This is a genomic window from Mycolicibacterium fluoranthenivorans, assembly GCF_011758805.1.
GTDB lineage: Bacteria > Actinomycetota > Actinomycetes > Mycobacteriales > Mycobacteriaceae > Mycobacterium > Mycobacterium fluoranthenivorans.
Window position 1 is genome coordinate 2,811,038 of the sequence record NZ_JAANOW010000001.1, and the last position, 20,103, is coordinate 2,831,140.

22 protein-coding genes are annotated in these 20,103 nt (G+C 68.4%); 20 read left to right on the plus strand and 2 right to left on the minus strand.

Features of this window, described 5'->3' with window-relative positions; all coding sequences use genetic code 11:
- Window positions 1–42: 42 nt before the first annotated feature.
- From FHU31_RS13685 to FHU31_RS13740, 12 genes are all read left to right on the plus strand, one after another.
- Entirely contained in the window at window positions 43–711 is a 669-nt protein-coding gene (locus tag FHU31_RS13685) for a PaaI family thioesterase (RefSeq protein WP_167161019.1), read from the plus strand.
- Window positions 708–1,127 (plus strand): TIGR02611 family protein, encoded by a 420-nt coding sequence (locus FHU31_RS13690; RefSeq protein ID WP_167159048.1) that lies wholly within the window; start codon window positions 708–710, stop codon window positions 1,125–1,127. Before FHU31_RS13685 ends, FHU31_RS13690 begins: the two co-directional genes overlap by 4 nt.
- Before the next feature lie 55 nt (window positions 1,128–1,182).
- The gene (thrS, locus tag FHU31_RS13695) at window positions 1,183–3,231 is read left to right on the plus strand and encodes a threonine--tRNA ligase (RefSeq protein ID WP_167159050.1); all 2,049 of its coding nucleotides are present in this window, start codon (window positions 1,183–1,185) and stop codon (window positions 3,229–3,231) included.
- On the plus strand, window positions 3,228–3,806 hold the full coding sequence (locus tag FHU31_RS13700) for an ATP adenylyltransferase (protein WP_167159052.1): 579 nt from the start codon (window positions 3,228–3,230) through the stop codon (window positions 3,804–3,806). The genes thrS and FHU31_RS13700 overlap by 4 nt, the downstream gene beginning before the upstream one ends.
- Window positions 3,803–4,465, plus strand: a complete 663-nt coding sequence (gene pgsA, locus FHU31_RS13705) for a phosphatidylinositol phosphate synthase (protein WP_167159054.1) — start codon at window positions 3,803–3,805, stop codon at window positions 4,463–4,465. Before FHU31_RS13700 ends, pgsA begins: the two co-directional genes overlap by 4 nt.
- A 104-nt stretch (window positions 4,466–4,569) precedes the next feature.
- Window positions 4,570–5,481, plus strand: coding sequence for a phosphatidylinositol mannoside acyltransferase (locus FHU31_RS13710; RefSeq protein WP_234901438.1), 912 nt, complete (start codon window positions 4,570–4,572; stop codon window positions 5,479–5,481).
- Complete coding sequence (locus FHU31_RS13715) at window positions 5,481–6,605, plus strand: glycosyltransferase family 4 protein (protein ID WP_167161021.1); 1,125 nt, start codon at window positions 5,481–5,483, stop codon at window positions 6,603–6,605. Before FHU31_RS13710 ends, FHU31_RS13715 begins: the two co-directional genes overlap by 1 nt.
- Window positions 6,605–7,639, plus strand: a complete 1,035-nt coding sequence (locus FHU31_RS13720; protein ID WP_167159058.1) for an NUDIX hydrolase — start codon at window positions 6,605–6,607, stop codon at window positions 7,637–7,639. Before FHU31_RS13715 ends, FHU31_RS13720 begins: the two co-directional genes overlap by 1 nt.
- A gap of 67 nt (window positions 7,640–7,706) precedes the next feature.
- Window positions 7,707–8,609, plus strand: coding sequence for a pyridoxal 5'-phosphate synthase lyase subunit PdxS (gene pdxS / locus FHU31_RS13725; protein ID WP_167159060.1), 903 nt, complete (start codon window positions 7,707–7,709; stop codon window positions 8,607–8,609).
- A gap of 9 nt (window positions 8,610–8,618) precedes the next feature.
- Window positions 8,619–9,464, plus strand: coding sequence for an acyl-CoA thioesterase II (gene tesB / locus FHU31_RS13730; protein WP_167159062.1), 846 nt, complete (start codon window positions 8,619–8,621; stop codon window positions 9,462–9,464).
- The gene (gene pdxT, locus FHU31_RS13735; protein ID WP_167159064.1) at window positions 9,461–10,045 is read left to right on the plus strand and encodes a pyridoxal 5'-phosphate synthase glutaminase subunit PdxT; all 585 of its coding nucleotides are present in this window, start codon (window positions 9,461–9,463) and stop codon (window positions 10,043–10,045) included. Before tesB ends, pdxT begins: the two co-directional genes overlap by 4 nt.
- A 93-nt stretch (window positions 10,046–10,138) precedes the next feature.
- On the plus strand, window positions 10,139–12,067 hold the full coding sequence (locus tag FHU31_RS13740; protein ID WP_420372082.1) for an ArnT family glycosyltransferase: 1,929 nt from the start codon (window positions 10,139–10,141) through the stop codon (window positions 12,065–12,067).
- Here the strand turns inward: FHU31_RS13740 and FHU31_RS13745 are convergent.
- A complete protein-coding gene (locus tag FHU31_RS13745) occupies window positions 12,050–13,777 on the minus strand; it encodes a CocE/NonD family hydrolase (RefSeq protein ID WP_167159068.1) in 1,728 nt (575 codons plus the stop codon). The two genes, FHU31_RS13740 and FHU31_RS13745, sit on opposite strands and share 18 nt — an antisense overlap.
- 61 nt (window positions 13,778–13,838) lie before the next feature.
- On the opposite strand from FHU31_RS13745, the gene FHU31_RS13750 reads away from it, so the two are divergent.
- The 7 genes from FHU31_RS13750 (at window position 13,839) to FHU31_RS13780 (ending at window position 18,292) form a co-directional block, all read left to right on the plus strand.
- Window positions 13,839–14,441 (plus strand): TetR/AcrR family transcriptional regulator, encoded by a 603-nt coding sequence (locus FHU31_RS13750; RefSeq protein WP_167159070.1) that lies wholly within the window; start codon window positions 13,839–13,841, stop codon window positions 14,439–14,441.
- A gap of 41 nt (window positions 14,442–14,482) precedes the next feature.
- A complete protein-coding gene (locus FHU31_RS13755; RefSeq protein WP_167159072.1) occupies window positions 14,483–15,238 on the plus strand; it encodes a YebC/PmpR family DNA-binding transcriptional regulator in 756 nt (251 codons plus the stop codon).
- A gap of 24 nt (window positions 15,239–15,262) precedes the next feature.
- Window positions 15,263–15,592: a hypothetical protein gene (locus FHU31_RS13760; RefSeq protein ID WP_167159074.1), complete on the plus strand. Its 330-nt coding sequence runs from the start codon at window positions 15,263–15,265 to the stop codon at window positions 15,590–15,592.
- A 108-nt stretch (window positions 15,593–15,700) separates the two neighbouring features.
- Complete coding sequence (ruvC, locus tag FHU31_RS13765; RefSeq protein ID WP_167159076.1) at window positions 15,701–16,258, plus strand: crossover junction endodeoxyribonuclease RuvC; 558 nt, start codon at window positions 15,701–15,703, stop codon at window positions 16,256–16,258.
- Window positions 16,255–16,842, plus strand: a complete 588-nt coding sequence (gene ruvA / locus FHU31_RS13770) for a Holliday junction branch migration protein RuvA (protein ID WP_167159078.1) — start codon at window positions 16,255–16,257, stop codon at window positions 16,840–16,842. The genes ruvC and ruvA overlap by 4 nt, the downstream gene beginning before the upstream one ends.
- 2 nt (window positions 16,843–16,844) lie before the next feature.
- Entirely contained in the window at window positions 16,845–17,903 is a 1,059-nt protein-coding gene (ruvB, locus tag FHU31_RS13775) for a Holliday junction branch migration DNA helicase RuvB (RefSeq protein WP_167159079.1), read from the plus strand.
- A gap of 5 nt (window positions 17,904–17,908) precedes the next feature.
- Entirely contained in the window at window positions 17,909–18,292 is a 384-nt protein-coding gene (locus tag FHU31_RS13780; RefSeq protein WP_167159081.1) for a DUF1304 domain-containing protein, read from the plus strand.
- On the opposite strand, the gene FHU31_RS13785 is transcribed toward FHU31_RS13780, so the two are convergent.
- A complete protein-coding gene (locus FHU31_RS13785) occupies window positions 18,234–19,403 on the minus strand; it encodes a GGDEF domain-containing protein (protein WP_167159082.1) in 1,170 nt (389 codons plus the stop codon). The genes FHU31_RS13780 and FHU31_RS13785 overlap by 59 nt on opposite strands.
- A gap of 99 nt (window positions 19,404–19,502) precedes the next feature.
- Between FHU31_RS13785 and FHU31_RS13790 the strand changes: the two genes are divergently transcribed.
- Complete coding sequence (locus tag FHU31_RS13790) at window positions 19,503–20,096, plus strand: hypothetical protein (protein WP_167159084.1); 594 nt, start codon at window positions 19,503–19,505, stop codon at window positions 20,094–20,096.
- The last annotated feature ends 7 nt before the right edge of the window (window positions 20,097–20,103 follow it).

Here is a 20,103-nt window from a genome sequence, read left to right on the forward strand (position 1 = left end):
GTTCCTCAGGTTACCGCCGGCGCTGCCGCTGTGGCGTGGATCATGCGACCGGCCCGCCCTGGGAACCAGCTGTGCAATAACGTGACCGGTGTGGCCGACCCAGCAGCGCACTCCGGCGGTGGTTTCAACCCGCCCGAACCCACCGACAAAGGCGGGCCGGACTATGGCCGGTTCGTCGACGCGGTGCGCACGCTGCAGGACCACGCGCGAGCCGCCGATGCACCCGACGAGGTGATCGCCGAGGCGGCTGACCTCATCGAAAAGGTGTCCGCGCTGCTGGCCCCCTACGAGGCCGACGAATGGCATTCCCCCTCCGGCCGGCGGATGGACCTGCCCAACCGGGGCAACATCATGTCGGTGCCGGTGAACCTGGTCGTCACCGAGGACGGGCGGATCGGCGGGACCGCCCGGTTCCGGCGCTATCACCTCGGCCGCAACGGAGCGGTGCACGGCGGCATGCTCGGGCTGCTGTTCGACTCGCTGCTCGGCTTCACCACCGCCAAACTGACCAAGAGCCCCTACCAGCGCACCGCGCACCTGGGCATCGACTACCGCAAGATCGTGCCGATCGGGAGGGAACTGCAGGTGGATGCCGGGATCGACCGGATAGACGGACGCAAGCTCTTCGTGAGCGGCCGCCTGCTCGACGGCGACGAGGTACTCACCGAGGGCGACGCCCTGTTCATCAGGCTCAAGCCGGGGCAGCCGTGAGCGTCTCCGATATCAAGCGGCGCTGGGCACGCGGGCGCGACCGCCTGCGGGAGCGTCCCGTTGCCGACTTCGTCTACCGGGTTGTGGTCGCGGTGGTCGGGACCGTGGTGCTGGCCGTCGGGATCGTCGCCATCCCGTACCCCGGTCCGGGATGGGCGATCGTCTTCCTCGGCCTGGCGATCCTGGCCACCGAGTTCCGGGCGGCGCAGGTGGCGCTGCACTGGGCGAAGTTGCGGTATGAGGCGGTGATGGCGTGGTTCGCCCGTCAGCACATCGCCGTGAAGGCTCTCAGCGCGGCCTTCACCGGCCTGGTGGTGGTGGCCAGTCTGTGGGGTTTGGGCGCGCTTTACTGGGCCGGTGGTCTGATCGGCTTCGAACCGGCCTGGCTGCAGAGCCCGATCGGTATCGGATCCTAGGAACCCGCCCCGATAGCATGGTCGCGACCGCACTCGACCAGTAGGAGAAGTCCCGATGACTGCCGCCGCCAGCACCGCCCCCGCAGCCCCGATCCGGGTCGCTGCCGGGACCACCGCTGGGGCGGCCGTCCGCGCCGCCGGTCTTCCCGAACGCGGCGCCTCCGACGCCATCGTGGTCGTCCGCGATGCCGACGGCCGGTTGCGCGACCTGTCCTGGACACCGGACACCGATGTCGAGGTGGTGCCGGTGGCCGCCGATACCGAGGACGGCCGCAGCGTCATCCGGCACTCGGCGGCGCATGTGCTCGCCCAGGCCGTGCAGGAACTCTTCCCACAGGCCAAGCTGGGTATCGGCCCGCCGATCACCGACGGCTTCTACTACGACTTCGACGTCGCCGAGCCCTTCACCCCCGAGGATCTGGCGAAGCTGGAGAAGCGGATGGCCAAGATCGTCAAGGACGGTCAGCTGTTCTCCCGCCGGGTGTACGAGTCCAAGGACCAAGCCCGCGAGGAACTCGCGAATGAGCCGTACAAGCTGGAACTCGTCGACGACAAATCCGGTGACCCCGATGTGATGGAAGTGGGTGGTGACGAGCTGACCGCCTACGACAATCTCAACGCCCGCACCAAGGAACGCATCTGGGGTGACCTGTGCCGCGGCCCGCACATCCCCACCACGAAGTACATCCCGGCCTTCAAGTTGACCCGCAGCAGCGCCGCCTACTGGCGCGGCAACCAGAACAACGCCAGCCTGCAGCGCGTGTACGGCACCGCGTGGGAGTCGCAGGAGGCGCTCGACCGGCACCTCGAGCTGATCGAGGAGGCGCAGCGCCGCGACCACCGCAAGCTCGGGGTGGAGCTCGACCTGTTCAGCTTCCCCGACGAGCTCGGGTCCGGGCTGCCGGTGTTCCACCCCAAGGGCGGGATCATCCGCAAGGAGTTGGAGGACTACTCGCGGCGCAAGCACGAACAGGCCGGGTACCAGTTCGTCAACACCCCGCACATCACCAAGGAGAACCTGTACATCACGTCGGGTCACCTGGAGTGGTACGCCGACGGCATGTTCCCGCCGATGCAGATCGATGCCGAGTTCAACGCGGACGGCACCGTGCGCAAGCCCGGTCAGGACTACTACCTGAAGCCGATGAACTGCCCGATGCACCACCTGATCTACCGCTCGCGTGGCCGGTCCTATCGCGAATTGCCCTTGCGGCTCTTCGAATTCGGCTCGGTATATCGGTATGAGAAGTCCGGTGTCATCCACGGCCTGACCCGGGTGCGCGGTATGACGCAGGACGACGCGCACATCTACACCACCCGCGAGCAGATGCGCGATGAACTGACCTCGCTGCTGGGTTTCGTGCTCGACCTGCTGTCGGACTACGGTCTGGACGATTTCTACCTGGAGCTGTCCACCCGCGACCCGGAGAAGTCCGTCGGCTCCGACGAGCTCTGGGAGGAGGCGACCGCCACGCTGCGCGAGGTGGCCGAGGCGTCCGGGCTGGATCTGGTGCCCGATCCCGGTGGCGCCGCGTTCTACGGCCCGAAGATCTCGGTGCAGGTCAAGGACGCGCTGGGCCGGCACTGGCAGATGTCGACCATCCAGCTCGACTTCAACATGCCCGACCGCTTCGAGTTGGAGTACACCTCCGCGGACGGCAGCCGGCAGCGGCCGGTGCTGATCCACCGGGCCCTGTTCGGGTCGATCGAGCGGTTCTTCGGGGTGCTCACCGAGCATTACGCGGGCGCGTTCCCGGCGTGGCTCGCGCCGGTACAGGCGGTCGGGGTGCCCGTCGCGGACAAGCACATCCCGTATCTGGAAGCGCTTGCAGCAGAACTCAAATCGCACGGCGTCCGGGTCGAGGTGGATGCCAGTGACGACCGGATGGCCAAGAAGATCGTCAACCACACCAACCAGCGGGTGCCGTTCATGCTGCTGGCCGGGGACACCGATGTGGAGGCAGACGCGGTGTCCTTCAGGTTCGGCGACCGCAGCCAGCTCAACGGGGTACCCCGGGAGGCGGCCGTGGCGGCGATCGTGGACTGGATCGCCCGGCGGGAGAACGCGACCCCCGATGCCGATCTGTTCAAGGTGGACTCGTGACCGACGGCATCGTCGACCGGGGTGTCGGCGATCCCGACCATCTCCAGCGGCTGTGGACCCCGCACCGGATGAGCTACATCGCCGAATCTCCGTTGAAGAAGGGGGCCGGTTCGGCGCTGTCGACGGAACCGTTCACCGACATCCCGCAGATGTCCGACGAGGACGGCCTGATGGTCGCGCGCGGCAAGTTGGTGTACGCCGTGCTCAACCTGTACCCGTACAACCCCGGCCACCTCATGGTGGTGCCCTACCGGCGGGTGTCCGAACTGGAGGACCTCACCGCGGAGGAGAGCGCCGAGCTGATGGCGTTCACGCAGAACGCGATTCGGGTCATCAAGGCGGTCTCCCGCCCGCACGGGTTCAACGTGGGACTCAACCTCGGGACATCGGCGGGCGGATCGCTTGCCGAGCATCTGCACATGCACGTCGTGCCGCGGTGGGGTGGTGATGCCAACTTCATCACGATCATCGGCGACTCCAAGGTGATTCCGCAGTTGCTGCGCGACACGCGTCAGTTGCTGGCCGCGGAATGGGCGGCGCAGGACGGGGCTACGACGGGGCAGCCGGGCACATGAGCGACTTCTACCTGATGACCCGGGCGGCTTACACCAAGCTGTCCCAACCGGTCGCCAGGGCGGCGCTGCGCGTCGGCTTCACCCCGGACAGCATCACCGTTCTCGGCACCGCCGGATCGGTGCTGGCGGCGTTGATCCTGTACCCGGTCGGCCAGCTGTGGTGGGGCTCGGTGGCGGTCTTCTTCTTCGTACTGGCCGATATGCTCGACGGCGCCATGGCCAGGGAGCGCGGTGGCGGTACCCGGTTCGGCGCGGTGCTCGACGCCACGTGTGACCGGATCGCCGACGGCGCGGTGTTCTGCGGTCTGGCCTGGTGGATCGTGTTCGGGATGCACAACGCTCAGCTGTTGGTGGCGACACTGGTCTGCCTGGTCACCTCGCAGGTGATCTCGTACATCAAGGCCCGAGCCGAGGCCAGTGGCCTGCGGGGAGACGGCGGCATCATCGAACGGCCCGAGCGGCTGGTCATCGTGCTGGCCGGCGCCGGGCTGTCGGGGTTGTTCGGCCTCCCGCTGATCCTGGACGTCGCGATGTGGGTGTTGGCGGTGGCCAGCGTGGTGACCGTCGCCCAGCGGCTGCACGCGGTGCGGACCTCGCCGGGGGCCATGGACGCCATGCCGGCCGCCGATACCGCGCCGCCGGCGGGAGATGAGCAGTGAGCACACCGTCGGCAGGTCTGCCGCGGGTCCGCGGATTGCGTGTGCCACTGGGTGGCGAGCTGACCGATCTGGGCTACGCGGCGGGCTGGCGGCTGGTGCGCGCGATGCCGGAGTTCGCCGCCCGCAACATGTTCGACGCGGGTGCGCGGTACGCGGCCCGCGGTGGCGGGCCCGAGCAGTTGCGCAAGAACCTGGCCCGGGTCCTGGGCGTGCCGCCGGCGGCGGTACCCGCCGACCTGGTCCGGGCGTCGCTGGCGTCCTACGCGCGGTACTGGCGGGAGGCCTTCCGGCTACCGTCGATGGATCACGAGAAGCTCGCGGACCGGTTGCGGGCATTGGCCTTTGGTGAAGAGAACGTCGTCGACGCGCTGGCCGCCGGCCGCGGTGCGATCCTGGCGCTGCCGCACAGCGGCAACTGGGATATGGCGGGGGTGTGGCTGACCAACACGCACGGCAAGTTCGCCACGGTGGCCGAACGGCTCAAGCCGGAGTCGTTGTACCAGCGGTTCGTCGACTACCGCGAGAGCCTCGGCTTCGAGGTGCTGCCCTTGACGGGCGGGGCCCGCCCGCCTTCAGAGGTGCTCGCCGATCGGCTGCGCGGCAACGGTCTGGTGTGCCTGATGTCGGATCGCGATCTGACCCGCTCCGGGGTGCAGGTCGACTTGTTCGGTGAGCCCACCCGGCTGCCCGGCGGTCCGGCGCGACTGGCGCTGGAGACCGGTGCGGCGTTGCTGCCCACCTACTGCTGGTACGAAGGTGACAGCCCGGCCATCCGTATCCATCCACCCCTGGACACGTCCTCCGGTGACGTGCAGGTGATCACCCAGGCCCTGGCCGACCAGTTCACCGTCGATATCGCCACCCATCCCGCGGACTGGCACATGCTGCAGCCGCAGTGGCTGGCCGACCTGTCGGACGAGCGTCGCGCGCGGCTCGGCGGGCTGGAGCGCAGCGACCCGGGGTCTGAGCTCGGCGGGCTGGAGCGCAGCGACCCGGGGTCAGACGTGGGGGAATGATGCGCATCGGGATGGTGTGCCCGTACTCCTTCGACGTACCCGGCGGGGTGCAGGCCCATGTCCTGCAGCTGGCCGAGGTGTACCACGCGCAGGGCCATCATGTGAGCGTGCTGGCGCCGTCAAGCCCACACGTCGCGATGCCGGACTACGTGGTGTCGGGCGGCAAGGCCGTGCCGATCCCGTACAACGGCTCGGTGGCCCGGCTGCGGTTCGGGCCGGCCACCCACCGCACCGTCAAGAAATGGCTCGGCCAGGGTGATTTCGACGTGCTGCATCTGCACGAGCCCAACGCACCCAGCCTGTCGATGCTGGCGCTGATGATCGCCGAGGGGCCGATCGTCGCGACGTTCCACACCTCGACGACGAAATCGTTGACGCTCAGTGTGTTTCAGGGGCTTCTGCGGCCGTGGCACGAGAAGATCGTCGGGCGTATCGCCGTGTCGGATCTGGCCCGCCGCTGGCAGATGGAGGCGCTCGGTTCGGACGCCGTCGAAATCCCCAACGGGGTGCCCGTGTCGGCGTTCTCGGACGCACCGCTGTTGGCGGGTTACCCGCGGCCGGGCCGCTGTGTGCTGTTCCTCGGCCGCTTCGACGAACCGCGCAAGGGGATGGCGGTGCTGCTCGCGGCGTTGCCCCGACTGGCGGCGGCCTTCCCCGAGGTGGAGGTGCTGGTGGTGGGCCGCGGCGACGAGCAGGCACTGGCCGCCGAAGCCGGCGAACTGGCCTCTCATCTGCGATTCCTGGGGCAGGTCGACGATGCCACCAAAGCCTCGGCACTGCGCAGCGCCGACGTGTACTGCGCACCCAACACCGGCGGGGAGAGCTTCGGGATCGTGCTGGTGGAGGCGATGGCCGCGGGCACGGCGGTGGTCGCCAGCGATCTGGATGCGTTCCGCCGCGTGCTCGACAACGGCGCGGCCGGGCGGCTGGTGGCCCTCGACGACGCCGCCGCGCTGGGCGATGCGCTGGTCGAGGTTCTCGGGGATGACGCGCTGCGCCGGCGTTACGTCGACACCGCCACCGTCGCGGTGCAGCGGTACGACTGGTCGGTGGTGGCGGCCGACATCATGCGGGTCTACGAGACCGTGGCGATGGCGGGGGTCAAGGTCCGGGTGACCGACTAGTGCTTGCTCTGTTGATCGTCCTCGGGGTGCTGATCGGCGCCGCCGTCCTGTTGACCGGGTCGTGGGCCTATCTGACCGCCAACAGGCTGGATCGCCTGCATGTGCGGTACGACCTGTCCTGGCAGGCGCTCGACGCCGCGCTGGCCCGGCGCGCGGTGGTGGCCAGGGCTGTCGCCGTCGACGCGTACGGACGAGAACCCGAGGGGCAGCGGCTCGCCGCGTTGGCCGATGCCGCCGAACGCGCGCCTCGCACGTCCCGCGAGGCCGCCGAGAACGAACTGTCGGCGGCGTTGGAGGCTGTCGCCCCGTCGGCGCTGCCGGTGGCGTTGGTCGCCGAGCTCGCCGACGCCGAGGCGCGCGTCTTGCTCGCCCGCCGCTTCCACAACGATGCCGTCCGCGACACCCTGGCGCTGCGGGACCGCCCGATGGTGCGGTTGCTGCACCTGGGTGGGACGGCGGCGCTGCCCAGCTACTTCGAGATCGCCGAGCGCGCAGGACCGGCGGCGCGCGATGTCGGGCTGGTCAGCCGACGGATCTCGGCCCGTGTCGTGCTGCTCGACGAGGCCGGCCGGGTGCTGCTGTTCCGCGGATCGGACCCGGCGCGTGACGGTGAGGATGTGCGGTTCTGGTGGTTCACCGTCGGTGGCGCGGTGGAGCCCGGTGAAGAGCTCGCCGAGGCGGCGGTGCGTGAGCTGGTCGAGGAGACCGGTCTGCAGGTGGCCGCCGTCGAGCTGGTCGGACCAGTGTGGCGCCGCGACGCCATCATCGACTTCAACGGGGCCGTGGTGCGCAGTGAGGAGCTGTACTTCCTGCATCGCACCCGCCGCTTCGAACCGGCCGCGAGCGGTCGCACACCGCTGGAACGGCGCTACATTCACGGCCACTCCTGGTGCGATGAGACAATGATCGCCGAGCTGGTCGCCGAGGGGGAGTCCGTGTATCCGCTGCAGCTCGGTGAGCTTCTGGCCCAGGCCGGTGAGCTCGCGGATGTGCGCGGCGCGGGACCGGGTACGCAGCCTCAACAGATTCGTTGAGCCTGCGGATCCAATTGATTTGGCACCACCTTTAGACTGAATCAGTAGTGAACTGGAGGAGATAGCGATGAATACCGCAGCGAATGGCAACCAGACCGGCACAGCCCGGGTGAAGCGCGGTATGGCCGAGATGCTCAAGGGTGGCGTCATCATGGACGTGGTCACCCCTGAGCAGGCCCGGATCGCCGAGGCGGCCGGTGCGGTCGCGGTGATGGCGCTGGAGCGCGTCCCGGCCGATATCCGCGCCCAGGGTGGAGTGTCGCGGATGAGCGACCCCGACATGATCGAGGGCATCATCGATGCGGTCACCATCCCGGTGATGGCCAAGGCGCGGATCGGGCATTTCGTGGAGGCCCAGATCCTGCAGGCCCTCGGGGTGGACTACATCGACGAGTCCGAGGTGCTCACCCCGGCCGACTACGCCAACCACATCGACAAGTGGCGCTTCACCGTCCCCTTCGTGTGTGGCGCCACCAATCTGGGCGAGGCCCTGCGCCGGATCACCGAAGGCGCGGCGATGATCCGCTCCAAAGGGGAAGCCGGCACCGGTGACGTGTCCAACGCCACCACGCACATGCGCACCATCGGCGCCGAGATCCGCCGGTTGACCTCGTTGAGCGAGGACGAATTGTTCGTCGCGGCAAAGGAACTGCAGGCGCCGTATGACCTCGTGGTCGAGGTGGCCCGGGCCGGCAAGCTTCCGGTGACGATGTTCACCGCCGGCGGTATCGCCACCCCGGCCGATGCCGCGATGATGATGCAGCTCGGTGCCGAGGGTGTGTTCGTGGGCTCGGGCATCTTCAAGTCCGGCGACCCCGCCGCCCGCGCCGCGGCCATCGTGAAGGCCACCACCTTCTACGACGACCCCGATGTGCTGGCCAAGGTGTCGCGCGGGCTCGGCGAAGCGATGGTCGGCATCAACGTCGACGACATCCCGGTCCCGCATCGGCTCGCCGAACGCGGCTGGTAAACACAACCTGTGGCGATTGAAGAGATCCTCGACCTGGAACAGCTCGAGGTCAACATCTATCGCGGTGGGGTGTTCAGTCCGGAGTCGGGATTCCTGCAGCGCACGTTCGGGGGGCATGTCGCCGGCCAGTCGCTGGTGTCCGCCGTCCGCACCGTGGATCCGAAATTCCAGGTGCACTCGCTGCACGGGTACTTCCTGCGGCCCGGTGACGCCCGCGCGCCGTCGGTGTACCTGGTGGAGCGGTTACGCGACGGCGGATCGTTCTGTACCCGGCGGGTGAGCGCCATCCAGCACGGCCAGACCATCTTCAGCATGTCCGCGTCGTTCCAGGCCGATCAGAGCGGTATCGAGCATCAGGATGAGATGCCCGCCGCGCCCGGTCCCGACGACCTGCCCGGATTCCGGTCCGGGGGAGCCTTCGATGACGCGGGGTTCGCCCAGTTCGCCGAGTGGGATGTGCGCATCGTGCCGCGCTCGCAGGTGGTGAAGGTGCCGGGCAAGGCCTCCCAGCAGCAGGTGTGGTTCCGCCACCGCGATCCGTTGCCCGACGACTCGGTGCTGCACATCTGCGCACTGGCCTATCTGAGCGATCTGACGCTGCTCGGTTCGGCGCAGGTGAACCACCCGGACGAGCGTAAGCACCTGAACATCGCGTCACTGGATCACGCGATGTGGTTCATGCGGCAGTTCCGCGCCGACGAATGGTTGCTCTACGACCAGTCCTCGCCGTCGGCGTGCGGTGGCCGGGCGCTGACCCAGGGCAAGCTGTTCAACCAGTACGGGGAGATGGTCGCCGCCGTCATGCAGGAGGGGCTGACCCGCTACCAGCGGGACTTCACCCCGCCCGCCACGTGAGTGTCCGGGTCGGGGTGCTCGCCCTGCAGGGCGACACCCGTGAGCATCTGGGCGCGCTGCGCGAAGCGGGTGCCGAAGCGCTGACGGTGCGTCGGCTGGCGGAGCTGGAATCCGTGGATGCGCTGGTGATCCCGGGTGGTGAGTCCACCGCGATCAGCCATCTGCTGCGCGAATTCGACCTGCTGGAACCGTTGCGCTCGCGGTTGGCCGACGGAATGCCCGCGTACGGGTCGTGCGCCGGAATGATCCTGCTGGCCACCGAGATCCTGGATGCCGGCGTCGAGGGGCGGCGGGCCGAGCCGCTACGAGGCATCGATATGTCGGTGCGGCGCAATGCTTTCGGACGTCAAGTGGACTCCTTCGAAGAGGACATCGCATTCGAGGGTCTGGACACCGGCGTGCACGCGGTGTTCATCCGCGCGCCGTGGGTGGAGCGGGTGGGCCCCGGTGTCGAGGTGCTGGCACGCGCCGGTGGGCATCCCGTGGCGGTCCGGCAGGGCCGGATGCTGGCGACGGCGTTCCACCCCGAGGTCACCGGTGACCGCCGGGTGCACAAGCTCTTCGTCGACTCGCTTGGGTGAACGTTCGCCCAACGCCGGCATGGAGTTTGCTGTCACAGCGGAGCCCGGTGGCACGCACAGCTTGTTCACATGTCACGCGTCCTCAATGGCTGTGTGACAGCGACGACTCATGAGACGGCGACGTTCTTCGTACCGCCCACCCACACCGGACCGCAGCTGCCGCAGCCGGGGGATCTGCAACGCTGGGCGCAGCCGCTGCTGCTGATCGGTACCGCCGTGCTCTATCTGTGGAATATCACGGTCAACGGGATGGGCAATCAGTTCTATGCTGCGGCCGCGCAGGCCGGGTCGGTGGACTGGGAGGCGTTGTTGTTCGGGTCGTTGGATCCGCGCAATTTCATCACGGTGGACAAGCCGCCGGTGTCGCAGTGGGTGATGGGCCTGTCGGGTCAGTTGTTCGGGTTCAGTAGTGCGAGCATGCTGGTGCCCGAGGCGTTGATGGCGGTCGGCTCGGTGTGGCTGCTCTACGCTGCGGTGCGCCGGATCAGCGGGCGGTGGGCCGCGCTGTTGGCCGGCGCCGCGCTGGCGTTGACGCCGGTGGCGGCGTTGATGTTCCGGTTCAACAATCCCGATGCGGTGATGGTGTTGTTGATGACCGCGGCGGCGTATTGCACGGTGCGGGCTCTGGAACGAAACGGCGCCCGCTGGATGGCGCTAGCCGGGGTGGCGCTGGGTTTCGCGTTCCTGGCCAAGATGCTCGAAGGGCTCATGTCGATGCCCGCGCTGGGGTTGGTCTACCTGATCGCGGCACCGGTGGCATGGCGGTCGCGGCTGCTGCACCTGCTCGGGGCGCTGGGGGCGTTTCTGGTGTCCTCGGGTTGGTACGTGCTGCTGACGCTGGCGTGGCCGGCGTCGTCGCGGCCGTATCTCGCCGGTTCCACCGACAACAACTTCATGAATCTGGTGCTGGGCTACAACGGGTTCGGCCGGGTACTCGGGCACAACAACTACGGATTCCAGGACAAGGCGCAGATCGGCGCCTCGGCCGGTCAGGCCGTGGCGCAACCGCATCACGGTATGGGTGGCTGGGGTGACCAAAAGCAGGGGCTGCCAAGGCTGTTCACCGGGGAGTTCGGCTATGAGATCGGCTGGCTGCTGGTGGGTGCGCTGCTGGCGACGGTGCTGGTGCTGGTGTCCCGTGGGCGCGCACCGCGTACCGACGTGGTGCGGGCCGGCACCATCCTGTTCGGTGGCTGGCTGCTGATCGACGGCCTGGTACTGAGCTTCATGAAAACCAATGTGCACCCGTACTACTGCATGTCCCTGGCGCCGGCGGTGGCCGCGATGTTCGCCATCGGCCTGCAGGAGATGTGGCGGCGCCGCACCGGCTGGTTCGGTCGCCTCGGCCTGGCCGTGCTGCTGCTGAGCACCGGTGGCTGGAGTTGGTGGATCCTGGGCCGCAACGCGAGCTGGCTGCCACCCCTGCGCTGGGTCATCCTCGGGGTGAGCGTTCTCGCCACGGCCGCGCTGCTGTGGGCGCTGGCCTCGTCCCGGCGCGGACGGGGCGCGACGGTCGCGGTGACGGTGGCCGTGCTGGGCGGACTCGCGGGTTCGGCGGTCTACTCGGTGGCCACCATCGGCCAACCGCACACCGGCGGGGGACCGTTGGTGGGTCCGGCTCAGGCCGGTGACCGGCACGGCGGCTGGGGCCAGGACATCGACAGCCCGCAACTGGATGCCATGCTCAGGGGCACCACGACGACGTGGTCGGCGGCGATCAACCGATCTTCGTCCGCGTCGTCGCTCGAATTGTCCAGCGGCACAGCGGTCATGGCGATCGGTGGATTCATCGGCAGCGACCCGGTGCCCACCCTGAGCCAGTTCAAGGACGATGTGGCGGGCCACCAGATCACCTACTACATCCTGCCGGCCGCCAACGGTCACGGCGCCTTCGGCCGCAACGTGCACACCGATATCTCCGACTGGGTCCAGGCGCATTTCACGCCGGTCAAGGTGGGCACCGACACGGTCTATGACCTCACCGCACCGAAGGCCGGCGAGCGCTCAGACCACGGGCAGTAGCAGCCGTGACGACGAGGCGACGGTGCTCAGGCTGCTGGTGCCCACACTCGCGTGCCGGAAGTTCATGATCGCCGGCACGTCCGGATCCTGATCATCGCCGGCCAGCACCAGTTGGATACGGTGCCCCTTGCCGAAGCGCCGGGCGTTGGGTACCAACGGAATCCGATAGTCGACGAGCTCGCCGATCGGGACCGCGACGGGTCGGCGGCAGGGTAGCACCGGGGCTCCGGGTGCACTCGCGGCCGGGTCCACCTCACGCAGGCCGGCCCGCAACCAGCCGGCCGTCACCTCGGTCACCTCGCCATCGGGTGCCACGTCCTGCAGGGTGGCCAGCCAGGCCGTGTCGGCGGCGGTGGCCGACGCGATGAGCCGCAGCTCGATCTCCCCGACGACATCCAGGTCGGCCGGCAGCTCCGGCGATGTCCAGGTGAGCAACGCCGGCGGGTCGAGCTCGCCGGCCTTGACCCGACCGGTCCCGGCGCCCAAGGTCATGTACTCCCTTGTGCCGGGCTGCCCCTCGTCCGCGCCGAGAACGCCGTCGGCGCGCAGCGCGAATTCGGTGGCTGTCGCCGCCGGCGGCCAGGACGTGCTGGTGCGCCATTGCGCAGGCTCGCCACCGGGAAGCGCGTACCGGACCCGGTCGCCGTCGAGGATCCCGGTGTCGCGACCCTTGAGCCAGTGGTCGTACCAGGCCAGCGCCTCGGTGTGCATGCTTTCCCACGGCCATGTCAAGCCGTACCGGTCGAGCATGCCCAGTTGCACATTCGGGTTGTGCGCCAGCGCTTTCCACGTGATGAACGTCGAGGGCAGGTGCAGCGGTACGTTCTCCCAGTCGCAGCCCAGATAGACGGGGATGTCGATATTGCCCAGCAGCGGTGTGAGATCCCGGTCGTCCCACCATTCGTCGCGCACGGGGTGGCTGACGAACACATCCAGCCAGAGGTCATCCCAGGGGTGCGGGTCGTGCGGCAGCTTGAGCAGCTGGTGCATCAGCGTCACCGCGGCCTCGCCGTTCATCGTGCCGAACTTGCGGTGCAGCGGCGGCAGATTGAGCACCTTGCGGGCGATCTGAAGCGGCAGGCTGCGCCAGAAGTCGTCGCTGCGGGCGGCGGTCAACCCCATCATCGACAGGAACGGGGTGATGAAGGCCGAACTCACCAGGCCGTGGTGTGAGGCCGCCTCGAATAGATCCGAGGTGACGGCCAGCGGGAAGATGGCCTTGAGATGCGGAGGCCGCTCGACCGCGGCTTCCAGCTGGGTCATCGCGAAGTAGCTGATGCCGATCATCCCCACGTTGCCGTCACACCACGGTTGGGCCGCAGCCCATTCGACGAGGTCGTGCATATCGCGACGTTCCTGTCCGTCGAAGAAGCCGAATTCGCCACCCGACCCGCCTGTCCCACGGACATTGGCGATCACGTGTACGTAGCCGCGCGACACCCAGAACGGGGTGTTACCGGCCTCGATGAAACCCATCGGTGCGCCGAGGTCCTGGATCTGACGTGGGTAGGGCGACGCGGCGATCAGGACGGGGAAGCGGCCGTCGGCGTCGGGTCGGTGTACGTCGGCCATCAGTGAGATGCCGTCGCGGACCGGCACGCCGACGTTGATGTCGCGGCGTATGCCGTATTGCGGCTCGCTGAGATTGCGGAACGTGCGGCCGGTGGTCTGAGGCCCGTTCAGTGGGGCTTTCAGGGGGGACGTTGCCATAGTCTCACGGTACGTTGAAATTAATCTCAACGCAACGTGAAAATATTGATAGGGTGTCGCGATGGCGAAGAAGGCGGTGCCCCCGGGGCCGCGAGACGAACGCGGCGTCCTTCAGGCGCGCATCCTCGGCGCTGCCCGCGATGCGTTCGCGGACACCGGATACGCCGGGACGACGATCCGGTCGGTGGCGCGGGCGGCCGACGTCGATCCGGCGCTGGTCTACCACTACTTCGGGTCCAAGGATCGGCTGCTGGATGCGGCGACGACACCGCCCCCGCGCTGGTTGGAGAACGTCGCCAACACCTGGGCGACACCGCTGCCAGACCTCGGCGCCGCGCTGCTGCGGCTGATGCTGGGTGCGTGGGGCGATGACGAGATCGGGCCCGTACTGCGCTCGGTACTACAGACCGCGGCGCACGAGCAGAGCACGCGGGAGAAGTTGCGCCGCGTGGTCGAAGGTCAGCTGATGGGGGTGGCGCAGCTGGGTGCCGACGAGCACGATCGCAAGGTGCGCAGCGGCCTGGTGTCCTCGCAGATCATGGGCTTGGCGATGATGCGCTACATCTGGCGGATCGAGCCGGTGGCCACCATGACCGAGGACGAACTGGTCGCCGCCGTCGCGCCGAACCTCCAGCGCTATATCGAAGGGGATCTGTCCAAGTAGAGTGGACAGCCGGAGTTAGACCAGAAAGAGGGCGTACCTGCATGAGCGGCCATTCCAAGTGGGCCACCACAAAGCACAAGAAGGCGATCATCGACGCCCGTCGAGGCAAGAACTTCGCCAAACTGATCAAGAACATCGAGGTGGCCGCGCGGACCGGTGGTGGTGATCCGGGTGGCAACCCGACCCTCTACGACGCCATCCAGAAGGCCAAGAAGTCCTCGGTCCCCAACGACAACATCGAGCGGGCCCGCAAGCGGGGCGCGGGCGAAGAGGCCGGCGGCGCCGACTGGCAGACCATCACCTACGAGGGCTACGGACCCAACGGTGTCGCGGTCCTGGTGGAGTGCCTGACCGATAACAAGAACCGGGCCGCCGGCGAGGTCCGGGTGGCGATGACCCGCAACGGCGGCAATATGGCCGATCCGGGTTCGGTGTCCTACCTGTTCTCCCGCAAAGGCGTGGTGACGCTGGAGAAGAACGGGCTGTCCGAGGATGACGTGCTGGCGGCGGTCCTGGAGGCCGGCGCCGAGGAGATCAACGACCTGGGCGAGAGCTTCGAGATCATCTCCGAGCCCACCGACCTGGTCGCGGTGCGCACCGCGCTGCAGGACGCCGGGATCGACTACGACTCGGCCGAGTCCGGCTTCCAACCGTCGGTGAGCGTGCAGGTCGACCTGGAGGCCGCCCGCAAGGTGCTCAAGCTCGTCGACGCGCTCGAAGACAGCGACGATGTGCAAGAGGTCTACACCAACGTCGACATCCCCGAGGATGTCGCGGCCCAGCTCGATGAGGAGTAGCGGTCCTGTCGTGACGCGGTCGCGGTGACCCGATTCAAGGACGCGGTCGGGGTCCGCTGCTCGGTGCGCCGGGTGTGGTGGCCGTTCGGGGCCATCGCTTTCGACCCCGGCGACAGCGGTGTCTTCTTCTGGATCGGGCTGATGTTCACGTTGCCCGCCCTCGTCATCTGGCCGTTCTGGTTGGCAGCCAGGTTCTTCGGTGCACCCTGGACCATCGTGGTGCGCCGCAAGGGCGACGACCCGCGCGAGGAGAAGGTCCGCGGGTGGGCGGCATCGCGTGCGCGGATGGCTGAGATCGTCGCGGAGATGCAGCGGCCGCTCGACGAGCCGGAAACCCGCGCGACCATCGTCTGACCCGTGGGCTTCGGACCCGACCGGATGGCTCGGGTGTGTCCCTGCGTCGCCTTGTCGCCGTCCGCGGCTAAGGTATCGAACAGCTGTTCGTAGACGGAAGGGTTGGGCGTGCGCGTGATGGGTGTCGACCCCGGGTTGACCCGCTGCGGGCTGTCGGTGATCGAGAGCGGTAAGGGCCGCCAGGTGATCGCGCTGGACGTCGACGTGGTGCGGACCCCGTCGGACTCGCCGCTGGCCATGCGACTGCTGACCATCAGCGACACCGTCGAGCACTGGCTGGATACGCACGTGCCGGATGTGCTGGCCATCGAGCGGGTTTTCGCCAACCACAACGCCAACACCGCGATGGGCACCGCGCAGGCTGGCGGTGTGATCGCCCTGGCCGCGGCCCGTCGCGGTATCGACGTGCACTTCCACACGCCCAGCGAGGTCAAAGCCGCGGTCACCGGGAACGGCCGGGCGGACAAGGCGCAGGTCACCACGATGGTCACCAAGATCCTTGCCCTGCAGCAGAAACCGACCCCCGCCGACGCCGCCGATGCCCTCGCGCTGGCCATCTGTCACTGCTGGCGGGCGCCGATGATCGCCCGGATGGCCGAAGCCGAGGCCAAGGCCGCCGAAGCTCGACGTACCTACCAGGCTCGACTGAAGGCGGCCCGCGCATGATCGCATCGGTACGTGGCGAGGTGATCGACATCGCACTGGACCACGCGGTCATCGAGGCGGCGGGGGTGGGCTACAAGGTGATGGCCACCCCGTCCACACTGGCGACTCTGCGCCGTGGTGACGAGACCAGACTGATCACCGCGATGATCGTGCGCGAGGATTCGATGACGCTGTACGGGTTCGTCGACGGCGAGGCCCGGGACCTGTTCTCCACCCTGCTCGGGGTGTCCGGAGTGGGTCCCAAGATCGCGCTGGCGACGCTTGCGGTCTACGACGCCCATGCGCTGCGCCAGGCGCTCGCCGACGGTGACGTCACCGCACTCACCCGGGTGCCCGGTATCGGGAAGCGGGGCGCCGAACGCCTGGTGCTCGAACTGCGCGACAAGATCGGTGCGGTCGCCGGGGCGGGCCCGGCCGCGGTGGGCGGGTTCGGTGTTCGCGGCCCCGTGGTGGAAGCCCTTGTCGGGCTTGGCTTTGCGGCCAAGCAGGCCGAGGAGGCCACCGACAAGGTGCTCGCCGGCGATCCGGAGGCCACCACCTCCAGCGCGCTGCGCGCCGCGTTGTCCATGCTCGGTAAGAAGTAGACATGGGTCGGTTCAGTGAGGACGCCGAGAGTCCCGACGAGCGGGAGGTCTCACCCGCACTGACGGTCGGCGAGGGCGATGTCGACGCCAGCCTGCGGCCGCGCTCGCTGGCGGAGTTCATCGGCCAGCATCGGGTCCGCGAACAGCTTCAGCTCGTCCTCGAGGGCGCCAAGAACCGCGGCGGCACACCGGATCACATCCTGCTGTCGGGGCCGCCGGGCCTGGGCAAGACCTCGCTGGCGATGATCATCGCCGCCGAACTCGGTGCGGCGCTTCGGGTCACGTCCGGGCCCGCCCTGGAACGCGCGGGTGACCTGGCGGCGATGCTGTCCAATCTGGTCGAAGGCGATGTGCTGTTCATCGACGAGATCCACCGGATCGCCCGGCCGGCCGAGGAGATGCTCTATCTCGCGATGGAGGACTTCCGGGTGGATGTCGTCGTGGGCAAAGGTCCTGGCGCCACCTCGATTCCGCTCGACGTCGCGCCCTTCACCCTGGTCGGTGCCACCACCCGGTCCGGTGCGCTGACCGGGCCGCTACGTGATCGGTTCGGCTTCACCGCCCACATGGACTTCTACGAGCCCGCGGACCTGGAACGCGTGCTGGCCCGCTCGGCCGGAATCCTCGGCATCGAACTCGGCGCCGAGGCCGGTGCCGAGGTGGCCCGGCGCTCCCGGGGCACACCCCGGATCGCCAACCGGCTGTTGCGTCGGGTGCGTGACTACGCCGAGGTCCGGGCCGACGGCATCATCACCCGCGATATCGCCAAGGCGGCGCTGGAGGTCTACGACGTCGACGAGCTGGGCCTGGACCGGCTGGACCGTGCGGTGCTGTCCGCACTGACCCGCAGTTTCGGCGGTGGGCCGGTCGGGGTGTCGACGCTGGCCGTCGCGGTCGGGGAGGAACCCACGACCGTGGAGGAGGTCTGCGAACCGTTCCTGGTGCGAGCCGGGATGATCGCCCGCACCCCGCGCGGCCGGGTGGCGACCCCGCAAGCCTGGACACACCTCGGCCTCCAACCACCAGTCGCCGGTCTGGGCGGGGTCGGACTGTTTGAATAGACGACATGCTGACTGCCGGTGTGATCGTCGCGGGCCTCGCCGCGTTGCTGCACGTCTACATCTTCGTGATGGAGTCGCTGACCTGGACATCGGCCCGCACCAGGGCGACCTTCGGTCTCACGGCCGATGAGGCCGCCGCCACCAAGGAACTCGCGTTCAACCAGGGGTTCTACAACCTGTTCCTGGCCATCGTGTCGGGCATCGGGATCGGCGCACTGCTGACGGGACACACCGCTGTCGGTGCGGCGCTGATCTTCGCCGGCGTCGGATCGATGTTGGCCGCCGCGCTGGTGCTGCTGTTGTCGTCGCCCGAGAAGGCACGTGCCGCGGTCACCCAGGGCGTGTTCCCGCTGATCGCGGTGGTGCTGCTGGCGGTGGGGCTGGTTTAGGCGGCGGCGGGGCGTCCAGTTCGCGATAGTCGATCCGGTTGCCACCGGCCCGTTTCGCGCTGTACATCGCCTCGTCGGCCAATTCGACGAGCTGATCCAGCAGTGTCCGGATGTCACCGTCGGTGGCCGACGGGGTGCACGCTGCGCCGACGCTGATGGTGACGCCCTGCGGGAGGTGGTCCACCTCGGCGCGGACCCGCTCGGCCAGTGCCCGCAGACTGCTGCCGCCGACTGCCGTGGCGATCAGGAACTCCTCGCCGCCCACCCGGGCGGTGACGGCCGACTTACCGGCGACCCGGCGAAGAGTGGCAGCCACCGCGATCAGCACCCGGTCACCGGCCGCGTGCCCCTCGGTGTCGTTGATCCGCTTGAAGTCGTCGATGTCGACGAGCACGACACCGACACGAGAGCTGCGGTAACTGCGCGCACGGGTGATCTGCTCTGCGGCGCCCCGGTAGAAACCGCGCCGGTTGTGCAGGCCGGTCAGCGCGTCGACATCCGACTGCACCGCGCCCGTGCCCAGCATCTGCACCATGATCTGTCCCACCCCGGGCACGGTGACGATGCCCACCAGCACGATGATCGCCTTGCTCACTCCGCCCAGCGGGTCACCGAGCATGGCGATCTTGGCTGCGCAACCGGTGACGGTCGCCACGGCGATCCCGCAGATGAGCGCCAGGTAGGGACTGGTGTGGGTGAAGGCGACCAGACCGGCGATGGCCGCAAAGATGCTGCACCCGATCAGACCGGCTTGCGGATCGGGCTCGGCCAGGCAGGCGGCGCCGACGCAGAGCGCCGAGCCGATCGCGAACACCCGGGACTGGGTGCGGGTGGGCCATCGACGTAGCCACATCGCCGCCATGGCGAGACACAGCCCGGTGGCGGTGATCATGACGATGACGGCGAGTACGTCCGGCGGTCCAGGGCGACCGAGCTCTATCAACACCGGGATGGCACCGAGCACCGCGAGCGTCACGGCGAGGAAGATGCGAATCGGCCGTTGCTGGCCTTGTGACTCCAGATAGTCCGACAGCCAGTCGTAGTGGTCGGGTTGCCGCCACCACCTGCGTATCCAGTCCACCGTCAGCTCGTTCGTTTGTGGTTGAGGCATTCGGATCCGATAGTACGCAGCCGTTCGGGAGTTTGCTGCGACTTGCCCGATTGAGCGGTGCCAACGGTGGGTATCCCGCTTGTGGACCGAGGAGGAGACATGACCGAAACGGTGGTTGCGGCCCGTCACGGACGGCTGGCGATTCCGCGCAGCCGCGGTGCGGCGAGCGGATTTCTGGTGGTTCTGCTGGGGGCCTGGGGCGCGCTGGCGCCGTTCGTCGGTCCCTATCTGGATTTCGCGTACACCCCGGCCCAGGCTTGGACCTGGACCGCGGCCCGGGGCTGGCTGGAGGTGCTCCCGGGGGTAGTGGCGGTGGTGGGCGGCCTGCTGCTGCTGATGTCGGGCAACCGGGCGACGGCCATGCTTGGTGGGTGGCTGGGCGTGGCGGCCGGGGTCTGGTTCGTGGTGGGCAGGTCGTTCACCGCCACGCTGGCGATCGGCGACCTCGGCGCCCCGACGGCAACGCTCAATGCCCAGGGTGTGTTGCTGCTGGAATTGGCGTTCTTCACGGGGCTGGGAACGCTGATCGCGGTCCTGGCCGCGTTGGCGGTGGGCCGGTTGTCGGTACGGAGCGTTCGTGACGTGAGCTACGCGCAGCGCCCGGTCGCGACCGACGTCGACGAACCGCGGGACATGCGGGAGCCGCGGCGCCGTCGCCACTTCTGGCATCGGCGCACGCCGGTACCACACTGATCCGCGC

Excerpts from the sequence above, each read along its gene's own strand:
- FHU31_RS13685 (WP_167161019.1), top strand. The coding sequence starts at position 43 with ATGCGACCGGCCCGCCCTGGGAACCAGCTGTGCAATAACGTGACCGGT.
- ruvB (WP_167159079.1), top strand. The coding sequence starts at position 16,845 with ATGGGTCGGTTCAGTGAGGACGCCGAGAGTCCCGACGAGCGGGAGGTC.
- FHU31_RS13755 (WP_167159072.1), top strand. The coding sequence starts at position 14,483 with ATGAGCGGCCATTCCAAGTGGGCCACCACAAAGCACAAGAAGGCGATC.
- FHU31_RS13780 (WP_167159081.1), top strand. The coding sequence starts at position 17,909 with ATGCTGACTGCCGGTGTGATCGTCGCGGGCCTCGCCGCGTTGCTGCAC.
- ruvA (WP_167159078.1), top strand. The coding sequence starts at position 16,255 with ATGATCGCATCGGTACGTGGCGAGGTGATCGACATCGCACTGGACCAC.
- FHU31_RS13710 (WP_234901438.1), top strand. The coding sequence starts at position 4,570 with ATGCCGGAGTTCGCCGCCCGCAACATGTTCGACGCGGGTGCGCGGTAC.
- pdxS (WP_167159060.1), top strand. The coding sequence starts at position 7,707 with ATGAATACCGCAGCGAATGGCAACCAGACCGGCACAGCCCGGGTGAAG.
- FHU31_RS13750 (WP_167159070.1), top strand. The coding sequence starts at position 13,839 with ATGGCGAAGAAGGCGGTGCCCCCGGGGCCGCGAGACGAACGCGGCGTC.
- FHU31_RS13715 (WP_167161021.1), top strand. The coding sequence starts at position 5,481 with ATGCGCATCGGGATGGTGTGCCCGTACTCCTTCGACGTACCCGGCGGG.
- FHU31_RS13790 (WP_167159084.1), top strand. The coding sequence starts at position 19,503 with ATGACCGAAACGGTGGTTGCGGCCCGTCACGGACGGCTGGCGATTCCG.
- FHU31_RS13785 (WP_167159082.1), bottom strand. The coding sequence starts at position 19,403 with ATGCCTCAACCACAAACGAACGAGCTGACGGTGGACTGGATACGCAGG.
- pgsA (WP_167159054.1), top strand. The coding sequence starts at position 3,803 with ATGAGCGACTTCTACCTGATGACCCGGGCGGCTTACACCAAGCTGTCC.
- thrS (WP_167159050.1), top strand. The coding sequence starts at position 1,183 with ATGACTGCCGCCGCCAGCACCGCCCCCGCAGCCCCGATCCGGGTCGCT.
- FHU31_RS13745 (WP_167159068.1), bottom strand. The coding sequence starts at position 13,777 with ATGGCAACGTCCCCCCTGAAAGCCCCACTGAACGGGCCTCAGACCACC.